This window comes from Haloimpatiens massiliensis, from assembly GCF_900184255.1.
Classification (GTDB): Bacteria; Bacillota; Clostridia; order Clostridiales; family Clostridiaceae; genus Haloimpatiens; species Haloimpatiens massiliensis.
This window is the reverse complement of the sequence record NZ_LT854640.1, coordinates 1-14,100: the sequence shown is the minus strand read 5'-3', so window position 1 is coordinate 14,100 and position 14,100 is coordinate 1. Positions and strand designations below refer to the sequence as shown.

General features: G+C 26.8%; 9 protein-coding genes. All 9 read right to left on the bottom strand.

The window, feature by feature from the left end:
- Positions 1 to 15: 15 nt before the first annotated feature.
- On the bottom strand, positions 16 to 1,080 hold the full coding sequence (gene wecB / locus C1715_RS08205; RefSeq protein WP_102400029.1) for a non-hydrolyzing UDP-N-acetylglucosamine 2-epimerase: 1,065 nt from the start codon (positions 1,078 to 1,080) through the stop codon (positions 16 to 18).
- 15 nt (positions 1,081 to 1,095) lie between these two features.
- Positions 1,096 to 2,460: a DUF7033 domain-containing protein gene (locus C1715_RS08200; RefSeq protein WP_102400028.1), complete on the bottom strand. Its 1,365-nt coding sequence runs from the start codon at positions 2,458 to 2,460 to the stop codon at positions 1,096 to 1,098.
- 6 nt (positions 2,461 to 2,466) lie between these two features.
- Complete coding sequence (locus C1715_RS08195) at positions 2,467 to 3,465, bottom strand: GNAT family N-acetyltransferase (RefSeq protein WP_102400027.1); 999 nt, start codon at positions 3,463 to 3,465, stop codon at positions 2,467 to 2,469.
- Between the two features lie 454 nt (positions 3,466 to 3,919).
- Positions 3,920 to 5,455 carry a SpoIID/LytB domain-containing protein gene (locus tag C1715_RS08190; protein ID WP_102400026.1) on the bottom strand — a complete coding sequence of 512 codons (1,536 nt, stop codon included), beginning with the start codon at positions 5,453 to 5,455 and terminating at the stop codon, positions 3,920 to 3,922.
- 334 nt (positions 5,456 to 5,789) lie between these two features.
- Positions 5,790 to 8,183 (bottom strand): N-acetylmuramoyl-L-alanine amidase, encoded by a 2,394-nt coding sequence (locus C1715_RS08185; RefSeq protein WP_102400025.1) that lies wholly within the window; start codon positions 8,181 to 8,183, stop codon positions 5,790 to 5,792.
- A 116-nt stretch (positions 8,184 to 8,299) separates the two neighbouring features.
- Positions 8,300 to 9,466 carry a glycosyltransferase family 4 protein gene (locus C1715_RS08180; protein ID WP_102400024.1) on the bottom strand — a complete coding sequence of 389 codons (1,167 nt, stop codon included), beginning with the start codon at positions 9,464 to 9,466 and terminating at the stop codon, positions 8,300 to 8,302.
- An 82-nt stretch (positions 9,467 to 9,548) separates the two neighbouring features.
- Positions 9,549 to 10,646, bottom strand: a complete 1,098-nt coding sequence (locus C1715_RS08175) for a glycosyltransferase (protein ID WP_102400023.1) — start codon at positions 10,644 to 10,646, stop codon at positions 9,549 to 9,551.
- Between the two features lie 36 nt (positions 10,647 to 10,682).
- Positions 10,683 to 12,116 (bottom strand): hypothetical protein, encoded by a 1,434-nt coding sequence (locus C1715_RS08170; protein WP_102400022.1) that lies wholly within the window; start codon positions 12,114 to 12,116, stop codon positions 10,683 to 10,685.
- Between the two features lie 85 nt (positions 12,117 to 12,201).
- Positions 12,202 to 13,695, bottom strand: a complete 1,494-nt coding sequence (locus tag C1715_RS08165) for a polysaccharide deacetylase family protein (protein ID WP_102400021.1) — start codon at positions 13,693 to 13,695, stop codon at positions 12,202 to 12,204.
- Positions 13,696 to 14,100 lie beyond the last annotated feature (405 nt).

Sequence of the window (14,100 nt, the reverse complement as noted above, 5' to 3'; positions counted from 1 at the left end):
TATTTCACCTCTATTTTACACTATAGCCTTATTTATAATGTCTAAAATTTTATCTCCCGCATGACCATCTCCAAATATATTTTTTTGCTTCTCTTTTGGAATAAAATTCTTTATATTTTCAAGTATATCCTCTTTATTTGTTCCTACTATAACATTCCATCCATTTTCTACTGTCTCTACCCACTCAGTTTCATCTCTCATAGTCACACAAGGTTTTTCCATAAAAAATGCTTCCTTTTGAACTCCACCGCTATCTGTAACTATTTTTTTAGCATGCATCTCGAGACTTATCATATCTAAATAACCAATAGGTTCTATTACCTTTATATTTTCTCCAAATTCCAAGCCATAATCCTCTATATACTTTTTGGTTCTTGGGTGAAGTGGTAAAACTATTTTTTCACCACTTTCGTTTAAAGCTTCTATTATATTTCTTAACCTATTTATATCATTAGTATTTTCAGCTCTATGTATTGTAGTTAATATAAATTCTTCGCTTTTCAAACCAACTTCTTCAAGAATCTTACTTTTCTCCTGAGATAATTTCTTAAAATGAAGTACTGCATCAAACATAACATCTCCTACATTATGCACACCTTTAGTTACTCCCTCATTTTTAAGATTATTCTCTGCTGTAATAGTAGGTACAAATAAAAGTTCTGATATATGATCTGTAAGTATTCTATTTTGTTCTTCTGGCATAGCTTTATTAAAACTTCTAAGTCCCGCTTCCACATGAGCAACTGGTATTAAAAGTTTGCTTGCTGCTAAGGCCCCTGCTAATGTGGAATTGGTATCTCCATATACTAAAACTAAATCTGGTTTTTCTTTTAAATATATTTCTTCTAATTTATGTAGCATTTCACCTGTTTGCTTTCCATGAGACCCTGAACCAACCCCTAAGTTATAATCTGGTTTTGGTATATTTAACTCTTCAAAAAATACTTTAGACATATTTTCATCATAATGCTGCCCTGTGTGTATTAAAACTTCCTCATGTTCTTTTCTTATTATATTAGAAACTGCTGCTGCTTTTATAAATTGTGGACGTGCTCCTACGATAGTTAATATCTTTTTCATACTATTACTCCCTTACTAATCATTTATATATGAAAATAGTTTTTCAATAGCAATTATATCATTTTTTTTTCTATTTTCAAATTCTTTAGAAAGAACAAATTTACCTCCCTTATCTACTACATAGTCTAATATTTTTTCATACATGCATTTATATTCATCAGAAACTATAACCCTATGATGAAATAATACAGAGGCTGTTCCGTTATATTTAATAACAGAATCTAGGTTATATTTTATTTCATGCCATTTTTCTTGGAAGCTTATACTTTTCTCCATAACAACGCCATCCATAACTACAAGAGGTGTTTCATAAATATCAATTAATTTATTTTCATTTAAATCATATGGAACATAACTTTCACAGATACCAGCTCTAAATCCATTAATATCCGGGTATCCCATAGTAGAATCTGATATAATTCCACACTCACTTAAAATATTAAGTGTTGTTGGCATTTCAAATCTCAGATAATGATTTCTACAACTTTTAACTTTAGTTCCAGTTCTTTTTTCAATTTGATTAATTTCATTTTGTATTCTACCTTTATCTTTATAAGAAAAATAATTTGTATGTATTCCAATTACATGATTAGGACTATTTTTTATTTTATCTATCTGCTTTTTTATACTCATTAAATCATATCTTTTACCTAGTCTATGCTTTTCTCCTTCAATAAAATAAAATTCTGATTTAGCTTTTCTTCTTGACTCAATGTCAATATAATTCTCTATCTGTAAATGCCTATTATAAATTATATCTAAAAATAAATCTGAAACTCTTTCTTTTAACGGAACGTTCTTATTTGTCAATAAGACCTTTGCATTGTGCAAAAAAACATATTTATCTCTACTATTTATGCTGTCTACATCATGCGTCAAAAATATTTCAAAATTATCTTTATTTATTCCAATAGATTTATTCATTACATTAATTGCTTCTAATAAAATATCTGAGTTAATATTAAAAAATGGTATCTTTACCTTTTCTTTTCTCAAACTTAATTCAGCTATAAATCTTTCTTTGTCGTCCCTATTTTTTATTTCATACTCTTCCTGACAAGTCAATAAATACTTTGAAATAAATAATATATCATAATTAAATTCTATTTTATTTTTATTAATTATAAAAGGTTCCTTAATTACCCTATTAGACATTATTAACTTGTCCTTATACTTGCTAAACATGATTTTTTCTGTGCTAAAATCACAAGGTATATGTATACCTTCATTACAATCTATTCCATAGTATATATTTAAAGCTTCTTCTCTCTTTACATATGAAATCTTTATTTCACAATTAAGATTTTTTGTTAAGTAATATATAGTGTATACCAACGATTTTTTATTTTTTAAATTTGGACTTATAACAAAATTTATCATAATACATCACACCTTAAATATTTTTCTTATAATATTTTTATTTTTTTTAGCAAAATTATAAGCGATTTCCGTTAATTTATCACTTTTATACACATTATGTATTATTTTTTGTGTACCTCCAAATTCTCTAAAAGGTTTTTCTATACTCCTTACCATAGAGCCTTCAAAATCAAATTTTTTCGATACTTTAGCTGCAAACTTAATACTCTCCCAAATTAAAAATGTTTGAGCACCAGTATTTCTAAATTCTGGATCAGCTCCACCCATTAAATAATATGCACATTCCTTATCATAAAGTATATATGTTCCCGCAATTATCCTATTTTCATCATCTAAAGCAAAAAATATCTTTCTATTGCCATGTTCCTCTAATATAGAATCTAATTGACTTAAAAACTCCAATGTATAAGGCATCTCCATCCCTTGTCTATCAAAAGTTTTCTTATTTACTTCATAGAACTCTTTAATACCAAACTCGTCAGTTACTCTTAAGTTATTTTTATGAGCTTTCTTAATCATATACTTTACATCATAGTCAAAGTTGCTGTGAACTTTATCTAAATCCGTTAAGTCTTCAATCACATAAGTATAATTTACATTAACACTAAATCCATTCCATATAAATGGCAAAAAATTTGTGTAGTTGTAATTAAAATTATATTTAAACTGTTTAAATTCAGGTAATTTCTTTATTAACGCTTCAGTAATTTCTATTTGTTTTGATAAAACGCTGCAATATTTTTGTTTATTGTTAGGCTTAAATAAAATAACTCCTAGCTGCGGCGTCAACTTAGAATCTTTGTATAATTTACCATATATTGAAGGTAAAGCTATCCCTCCAACTATTTTATTATTTTCTTCTGCTATTAAGATTTGAAACTGATTTGAAACTTTCTCCAACCAATAAGATTTGCTAAATATGGTTCCGTATGGTGATTCATCCACAAATTCATCCCATTTTTCAAATTCATCTTTATTCAAATATCTAACTGTAATATTTTTCATAAAACCACCTCTAGTTATTATTATCTATAATCAAAATTTATAAAATACCTTTTAACATCTTTAACTTTCTAATATTACATATAATCATTTATTATATAATTATTTTACATAAATTTCAAATGGAGTTTTATAAACTTTTACTATTCATGTTTATATTATTAATTCATCACTTCATAAGAATCATAATACATGACTTTAATTGTTAAAGCAACTTTTTCAAGTTTAAAAACTTATAAAATTGCATCAAAATATTTTTACAAATAGAAAAATCCCAAAACATAACTAACATTATTTCTCATTTTACAATTGAATATGTAATAAACATTAGAGTTTATTACATATTCAATTAGCATACTCCAATATACCAAAATTAAGAGTACAAGTAGATTTTTGTTAAAAATTCACTCATACTCTTAATTTAAAATTAATTCATATTATTGACTAAATCTTTCATTTAATAGATATTACTTAAAGTAGCATTTTTATAATAAAATTTTAGTATTTCATTATGGTTATTATTTTGTCTAGCCATTCCTTCTGCGCCCCATTGACTCATTCCAACTCCATGTCCCCATCCATTTCCTATAAACACATACTTGGAATTTTCATATTTGACATCGTACATTGCACTTTTTAAACCGAAAAATGTTCTAGCTCTTTCTTTTGTTAACTCTAACTTCTGTTGCGTATTACTTGAATCTTTATATATTAAACACAACTTTTTTATTCTACCACTAGGATATTTTTCTATATTACTTATATCTATTTTAACAAATTCCTTTATATTACAACTTGCTTTTTTTAATAATTCAAAAATATCTCCATTGCTTTTTTCTTCTCTCCAATTAGTCAAATAACTAGGTCTAATTGAATCAAATGGATCTTTTTGATCTATTAAATATGATTGAGAGCCCAACCATACATTTTCACTTCTTTCAGTATATCCTCCATTCGATGAACAATATACTGTTGAGATGGGTTGTCCCAGATATTTTAGCACCTTACTTCTAGTTTCATCAACAGCTCTATTACATTTAGTAAGACTAGAATTATAACCTCTGTATACTTGACATCTAGTATCATCAGTTAAATCATATCCATAACTTGAATATCTACCCTTATTTGCAACAGCATATGTCCTTGCAACCACAGCTTGGGCCTTCAAAGCTTCTAAACTAAAGCTTTCCCCCATTTCAAAAGGTAGTACTCCTTTTGTATATTCCTCTATATCTAATTTATTTATAACTAGCATAGTATTATCTGATTTTTTTTGTAGAATTATCTCTCCTGGAAAATTTCTAGTATATGACTCTTTAACAAATTTTATATAAGTATCGTTACTAGAAGGTTTTATTACTATTTCGTTTGTCCCTAAACTCTTAATTAATGTAGCATTTTTATAAATAAGGAATCCTTGTGCATTAGATTTTATAGTATATGTATTAGCTGCTAAAGATATATTCTCATTATTTCCCTTAACATTATAATTACCCGTTAATGAAAAATTCAAGGTATTTATATTACCTAATTGAGTTAATCCTATAGAAACATCATATTTAGTAAAATTCTCAACTTTAAAATCTCCATAGGCATAAGAATCATATGGTTCAAAGTATGACACATTATTATACTTTCCTACTTGTCCTGCTCGCTTTGCTCTTACGGTTATTCTATAATTTCCTACTGAAAAGTTCTTCCCTAAACTTATTCTCTGTTCACTGGTTCCACTTACTGCTGGTAAATATCCTCCTGTTAGGTCTGTCCACTTTTTAGTATTATAATCATATAAATATACAAGATATTGTACATTTCCCGTATAATCTGTTTTTACTTTTACTGCTTGTTCCTCTCCATGTGTTAACTCTACCTTTTCCACTACAGTGCTTGTTATTTTAGGTAATTGCTCTAATGCACTTACTTTATAATAAAATACATTTAAAAACATAAAACTTACCAAAAATAAAGCTATATTTTTTTTCACTTTCCTCATTAATTTAAGTCACCTCTTCTTTCTTTAGATATATTTTTATTCTCCACATACCATGTCTACTTACCGTAATATTATAACTTTTATCATAGTGGAAAACTAAAGAATTACAATGGATAAGCCCCCAGATACAAGTTTTAAATTTTAGTTGACCCAAAGCTTCATCTAAAATTTAAAACTTTAATCATATAATATAAATAATACTCATTATGATTATATCATATTTAGTTTTTAAATTGGATATAATATAAGATTTAGTTAATAATTGCTGTTATATATAAATATAAGCTGTTGATAATATAATTTACCAACAGCTTATAGTCTCATTAACTTAACCTTATTTAAAAATCTCTTCAACTGCTTCTGTTAGTTTTTTAGCCACACTTAGCTGATAATAGTAATCACTGATTTTCTTAGCTTCTGCTGAGTTACTTATAAAGCCAACTTCAACTAACACTGAAGGCATATTTGTATATTTTGTAACATATAAATCCCTATCGTGTGCTCCTCTATTTTTCGTTCCTAAAGAAGCTATTTTAGAAGATGCTTTTTCAGCAAGTTCCTTGCTTTTTTGTATTGCATAACTTGAAACACTACTATTTCCTCTAGAAATACTATAGTATGCAGAAGTACCATATGCAGAAGAATACTCACTAGAATCATGATGTATACTTATAAATAAATCTGCCTTACTACTATTTGCTATTTCTACTCTTCTAACCAAACTTTCTTTTACGGATAAATATTCCTTGTGGTTTGGATCACGAGTTAAAATTACTTTTGCACCTTTTTTCTCTAACTCACTTTTCAACTTTAAAGCAGTTTGCATATTCAATTCTGTTTCACTTAAACCATTTCCAACTGCTCCATAGTCTCCACCATGATTATGTCCCGGATCTATAACTATTACTTTTCCTTCCAATCCGCTTCTATGAGTTACAACTTTAAAATCTGCATACGCATACCCATCGTAATCTTGAAAATAAGATACGTTATTATACTTTCCTACTTGTCCTGCTCGTTTTACTCTTACAGTTATTCTATAATTTCCTACTGAAAAGTTTTTGCCTAAATTTATTCTCTGTTCACTGGTTCCACTTACTGCTGGTAAATATCCTTCTGTTAAGTCCGTCCATTTTCCTGTGCTATAGTCATATAAATATGCAAGGTATTGTACATTTCCTGTATAATCTGTTTTTACTTTTACCGCTTGTCCTTCTCCTACTTCTAAGATAGCCTTTTCCATTACTGCACTTGTTATACTTGGTAATGCACTAACTTTAAAATCTCCATAAGCATAACTATCATAATCCTGGAAATAAGACACATTATTATACTTTCCTACTTGTCCTGCTCGCTTTGCTCTTACGGTTATTCTATAATTTCCTACTGAAAAGTTCTTCCCTAAACTTATTCTCTGTTCACTGGTTCCACTTACTACTGGTAAATATCCTCCTGTTAGGTCTGTCCACTTTTTAGTATTATAATCATATAAATATACAATGTATTGTACATTTCCTGTATAATCCGTTTTTACCTTTACCGCCTGTTCTTCTCCTACTGCTAATACAGATTTGTCCAAAGTTGCACTAGCTATATTTGGTAAAATTTCAGCTTTTTTTACAGTAAAATCTCCATAAGCATAACTATCATAATCCTGGAAATAAGACACATTATTATACTTACCTACTTTTCCTGCTCGTTTTGCTCTTACGGTTATTCTATAATTTCCTACTGAAAAGTTTTTGCCTAAACTTATTCTTTGTTCACTGGTTCCACTTACTGCTGGTAAATATTCTCCTGTTAGGTCTGTCCACTTTTTAGTATTATAATCATATAAATATACAAGATATTGTACATTTCCCGTATAATCTGTTTTTACTTTTACCGCCTGTTCTTGTCCCTGTTCTAACTCTTGCTTCTCCATTACTGTACTTGTTATGTTTGGTAGCACTTCACCTTTTTTTACAGTAAAATCTCCATAGGCATAAGAATCATATGATTCAAAGTATGACACATTATTATACTTTCCTACTTGTCCTGCCCGCTTTGCTCTTACGGTTATTCTATAATTTCCTACTGAAAAGTTCTTCCCTAAACTTATTCTCTGTTCACTAGTTCCACTTACTGCTGGTAAATATCCTCCTGTTAGGTCTGTCCACTTTTTAGTATTATAATCATATAAATATACAAGATATTGTACATTTCCCGTATAATCTGTTTTTACTTTTACCGCCTGTTCTTGTCCCTGTTCTAACTCTTGCTTCTCCATTACTGTACTTGTTATGTTTGGTAGCACTTCACCTTTTTTTACAGTAAAATCTCCATAGGCATAAGAATCATATGGTTCAAAGTATGACACATTATTATACTTTCCTACTTGTCCTGCCCGCTTTGCTCTTACAGTTATTCTATAATTTCCTACTGAAAAGTTCTTCCCTAAACTTATTCTCTGTTCACTGGTTCCACTTACTGCTGGTAAATATCCTCCTGTTAGGTCTGTCCACTTTTTAGTATTATAATCATATAAATATACAAGATATTGTACATTTCCCGTATAATCTGTTTTTACTTTTACTGCTTGTTCCTCTCCTACTTGCAACACAGATTTTTCTATTGTAGCACTCGTTATACTAGGTAATTTTTCCACTGCATATGTTTTACAATAAAACAAACCTAGTATAATAAAAAATGCAAATAACAATGTTAAAAATTTATGCTTCTTTTTCACTTTCTATCACCTCCTTTCTTTTATGTTCTACATATAATTATTCGTATATCATAATAATAACCTTAGCATTATAAATAATGTTTTTTAATAAAATAGTTTCTAGTAAGATTATTAGATTAAAGTTCATTATATAAATTAATTAATTTTTTACTTTCTTCTTCCCAATTTAATTGTTTCTTAGCCAACTTGCAATTGTTTTTATATATTTGACAAATATCCTCATCTGACAAAATTTTATTAATAGATTCTGCAATATCATTATAACTATCAGCATTAGCCACTTCGCCAACATTATATTTACTTATTATTTCGCTCATATCAGGATAGTTACTACAAATCACTGGTATTTCCGATTGTATATACTCAAACATTTTATTAGGTAAACTATAATAATAACTTAAGCATATATTCATTATCATACTCATTCCTAAGTCAGCAGATGAAGTATATTTTATTAAAACACTTGGGTCAACCGCTTCATGAAAATATATTTTATTCTGCAATTCATTTTTTATTACTATATTTTTATATTCATCGACTTTATTTCCATTACCTAAAAGTACAAGTACTATATTTTCATTAGTATACTTCATTGCTTTTATCAAATTTTCTATACCTCTACCACTTCCTATAACCCCTTGATATATAACTATTTTTTTGTTTTCTTCTATATTTAATTCTTTATGAAATAATTTCCTGTTTTCAATAGAACTATGTTTATATGGTATATTTCTTAAAAGTACAGGATATTCCCCAAGATTATATTTTTCCTTTAAGTAATTAACAATAGATTCACTTACTGTTATAACTTTATCACATTTTCTTATAATTTTACCTTCTATCATATTTTGAATATTTAATAAAATTTTAGGCATACTTAAATTATTAGATGCTTCAGGCCACAATTCATGTGAATCATATACAAATTTTACATTTTTTATTTTTCTTATTTTTTTTACAATTTCTTCACCTATAGGCAACGTATAAACATCATGGCAATGTACAATATCTGGTAAAAAGCTAAGTGCCTCTTCTTTACATTTTTTCTTAAATTCTAAATATTTTATAGCCTGAATAAATTCATTTTTTCCTAGTCTATTACGAGTATATAATTTTATTCTTTTTACTTTAAATCCTTGAATACACTCTTGTTCTAATAAATCGTTATTGTGTAATGCTAGTACTTTAACATCATATCCATTTTTCGCCAATATACTAGCTTCTTTTATTATTCTTGAATCATTAACAAAATCATTCTGTACAATCATCAATACCTTGCTCATATATATACCATCCTTGCATATTTATTTAAAATTTACCAAAACATAATTAAATACATACAATTTATTATTAAAATACATTTTACTATTTACTATAAATGTCCAATAAAACATTTTCACACTTATCCCAATTATATTCCATTTCTACTGCTTTTAATCCTCTTGCTCCCATATTATTAGTATCACTAATGTTTTCTCCCATTATTTCAATAGCTTCCTTTATAGCTTCAACAGAATCGGGTTTTATAACTAGACCTACTTGCCATTTTTCAATAATATTCTTCATCATAGGAAAGTTACTTCCTATGATAGCATTTTTGCCCATCATATATTCAAATAACTTTACAGGCTCTGAATTTACATATCTCCAATTTTTAGCTTGTAATAATACAAATCCCACATGAGATTTTTTCAAGTATTTAAAAACTTCCATATGAGATATTTTTCCAGTAAATACCACATCGCTTTTTTTCATATTTGAATCTATAAAATTCTCAACTTTATGCTTGAATTCATCATTTTCAAATGGACCAACAAAATAATATTTATAATCATAATTTATTAAAGAAATTGCCTCTAATATTTTAAATATTCCTCTATCCTCTCTAAGTCCCCCCACATATATAAATGTTGGTTTTTTATTATATTCTTTTTCAAAATTTAAGTATTCCATTACAGGATAGTTAGGTATAAGAGCCACATTTGAATTATATTTTTTAAATTTATTAACTAAAATGGAGTTAACAGTTATAATGTAATCAGCTCTTTGCGCCATTTTCTTTTCATATTGATATATAATTTTTGTTATTATTCCTCTACATAAAGGAAAATGTTCAGCAAATCCTTCTGGATGATACTCATGAGAATCATATATTATTTTGCACCCTAAATGTTTCTTTAATTTAACAGCTACTTGAAATGAATCTGGTTCATGAGCATGATATATATCTGCATTTATAGTTGTGGCTATTTTATACATTTGTTTTATAATACTTATTCTATGGTACCACTTTTTTCTTTTAGGAAATGTTTTTACTATTATCCCATCCTGTGTAATAAAATCTTTATCCCCTGGTGCTACTAAATAAATTGTGCTATATTTCTTTTTTAAAGATAAAATTTCTTTATAATAAATTCTATCATCAAAAACGTCGTGACCTGAGGTCAAAACACAAATTTTCATTTTTTCACCTCTTCAACTAATAATATCTTAATTATTTTAAATCCCATTTTCATATTTTTCTCTTTCATTGTGATTTAATACATTAATCGATGCCATGCACAATGCAATAAAAATCCAAAATGCTTTATCATAAATATATCCAAATCTACCTGATATCATGTTATTGCAAAAAATAGTTGTAAATGCAGTAAACAAGATCACACCTAAAGTTTTATCTAATTTAAATATTTTTATAATTTCAAATAATATTAAACTCCAAATACCTAGCCCTAATAATAATTTAATTATTCCTCCATCTAATATATCAATCATAAAACAATTATGAGGATGATTTCCTCCTAATTTTACTTCTTTTTTATTTTTATATAGTTGTTGTATATTTTCCTGATAAATATTACTATAAATATATGAAGAATATCCTGCTCCTTTTCCAATTAATATATCTTTTAATTTATACTTTGAAATGTCTTTAAAAGCAATATCCCATATAATTCTTCTTTTTGATAAAGCTCCACCTTTATATATGGTTTTATATGCATTATTAATACTATATCCTGATTTACTGCTATCTATGTTTAAATCATTTTTACTATTCTTATCACTTTGATCATTTTCTTTATTATTAGGTTTAACTTTATATTCTATGACTTTTTCACCATTACTAACTTTTATAACTAGTTCATTAACTTTTGCAGTAACCATAACTGATATTAATATACTAAATATAATAACACTTATACTTTTAATATTTATTTTTTTCATACTATATAATTTAAATATATAATATAATAACAACACAACTAAATCAAAACCCAATAATAAAACAGCTCTTTTTGAGCCTCCATTAAATATAACTGGAATAGCTAAAATACATATTAAACTTATATATATATTAAATTTTCCATACATTTTTTTATCTAAGATTTTGGAAATTATAGCGAATAAAATAATTATACCTATTAATATAGTTGTAGTTGCAACATTATAATCACTTAATAAGGATATTTTCTCTATAGATGGCACATATATAGGTATTATTCCAAAGTAAGCTAAAAATGAAATAATAGCCAATCCTAAAGACCCAATACCTATTGTTAAAAACAATTCATATATATATTGTTTTTTTTGAGATGAATAATATATGACTAGAAACAATACGTACATTTGGATTATAATTATATATTTACTCAATGCATACATCTTTACAGGAGAATAAATAATCGTTATTAAATCATACAAAATATATAAATTTAATAAAATTAAAATGTATTTATTTATTCTATTTTTTGTATAATCAGCTATTATAGTTTTAATTGTTATTTTATTTTTTAATACATAATATATAATAAAAATTAAACTAAATACCAAAAACATTTGATTTACGTGCATAGTAAAATTCAATAAAATATCAATCCATGTAAAAAAAACTGTTATTAAAACTGATATTTTAATAAACAACTTATTATTCATATTTCTCTCCTTTTATAAGTTTATACAATAAAAACTAATTTGATTTTTAAAGTCATATTTCAACCAGTTTATTACATAAAACATTTTATATTAATTTGTTTATAATATTCCTCCCACTACTTACATAAGCATTTTTATATACTAAATAATCAAGTATTTCTTCATAAGCTCCATCCCATTTATTCCAAACATTGTTTAATTCATCAAATGAAGAGTTATGCCATAATAAAGTAAATACTCCTTTGTATTTTTCTACTAAATCAATTAAATTCTTTATACGTTCAATCCCTTCACTTCTAGATAATTTTCTATAATTACTTACTGTAGCATCCATAACAATCAAAGGTATTTCCCATATATCCATAACCCTATCTTCTATCAAATCAAACGGTTTATATGGAAAACAATATCCTGTTCTAAATCCTTCATAATCAGCATATCCTAAGGTTGTATCATATAACAACCCGACCTTTTCTTGTATTCTCCATGTAGTAGGTGTTGAAAACCTTAAATAATGCTGTCTGCATCCATAGGAATTACAAGTAACTATCTCATCAATCCTTGTTTTTTCTTCATCCATAATATTAATATCATCGAAACTATTAAAACTTCCATGATATCCAACTTCAAATCCTTTATTTTCTATATGCTCTATTAATTCTTTAATTCTATAATCTTGCAAACTATAATTATTATCAAATTGAGAATTTCCTCCACTCATAAAATAGAAACTGGATTTAAATCCCTTTTCATATTCTTTTTTCATTATATCATCCAAATTCCAAAAAAGATCCTTGGTGTAGTCTAATTTGCTACGAAAATAAAACTTAATATTTTTTACAAATTTATTAAAAGACTTTTCCTTTAATAGAAAACTTCCACAATTTCTTATTTCATTTTTTAATTTATCGTACTTAAAAAGCATGTCTACATCGTGTGTCAAACATACTGCAAACTCATTATTCTTCCACCATTTTTTTCTCTCAAGTTTCAAATTGAAATTATGCAATATATACCATATAAACTCTATATCCTCATTTACAATAGGTCTGTGTAAAAAATTATTTTTTATAGCTACAGATTGTACTGCTGGAAATCTATTGTATATTTCTTCTATTTTTTCTGTATTTACGACTTCTTCGTATCTAGTAAGCATAAAAAATATATCAGATATAAAATCAAAATTAGTTAAAAACATTTTCTTATCACATTTATATGTTTCTTCAACAAATAACTTATTATCGTTAGAAAATATGGATATTAAACTTTTTCCTAAAAACCCCTCAAAATTTTTAACTTGCACATTTCCTAAAGAGCTCTCTTTCATATAGAAATCTTCATGGAATAGCTTCATACTATCTTTTATGATGATTAAATTGTTAAAGAAAAATTTCCCAATAACATCATTTTCATATTCTTTAGTAAAACCATATACTATTAAAATATCTTTTTCATTTATATTAGTATACTTTTCTTGTGATAATAATTTATAGTCTAGTCCTAAATTAAAAAATATAGTATCAAAAACATATTTTATCTTTTTTAAATATTTTTTGTTTTCTATAGCTATATATATCATAATTTAACTCCTTTTACTATTAGAACCTAATTCCAATAGGTTTTATAACTGTAACTTACTTNTTACAGTAAAATCTCCATAGGCATAAGAATCATATGGTTCAAAGTATGACACATTATTATACTTTCCTACTTGTCCTGCCCGCTTTGCTCTTACGGTTATTCTATAATTTCCTACTGAAAAGTTCTTCCCTAAACTTATTCTCTGTTCACTGGTTCCACTTACTGCTGGTAAATATTCTCCTGTTAGGTCTGTCCACTTTTTAGTATTATAATCATATAAATATACAAGATATTGTACATTTCCCGTATAATCTGTTTTTACTTTTACCGCCTGTTCTTGTCCCTGTTCTAACTCTTGCTTCTCCATTACTGTACTTGTTATGTTTGGTAGCACTTCACCTTT